Raw genomic sequence first — 260 nt, forward strand, 5'->3', positions numbered from 1 at the left:
GTGTCCCCTTCGTCTAGCGGTTAGGACTCCGCCCTTTCACGGCGGCAACAGGGGTTCGAATCCCCTAGGGGACGCCACTTGCTTGGTGACAGGTGAAAGGTGTCTCCACGAAGTATCTCAAAACTGACTTCACAGTCACGTTTGAGATATTTGCTCTTTAACAATCCGGAACAAGCTGAAAATTGAAACGACATGTCGTTTTCATTCTCCGTAATAAGAATGAAATTAACGATATGTTCGAGTCTCTCAAATGCTTGCAG

1 tRNA gene is annotated in these 260 nt (G+C 46.5%); it reads left to right on the plus strand.

The features are described 5' to 3' along the window. Nucleotides 1–2 precede the first annotated feature (2 nt). Nucleotides 3–77: transfer RNA gene (locus ACA373_RS22185), tRNA-Glu, on the plus strand. The last annotated feature ends 183 nt before the right edge of the window (nucleotides 78–260 follow it).

Source organism: Erwinia sp. STN24 (genome assembly GCF_041320675.1).
Classification (GTDB): Bacteria; Pseudomonadota; Gammaproteobacteria; order Enterobacterales; family Enterobacteriaceae; genus Erwinia; species Erwinia aeris.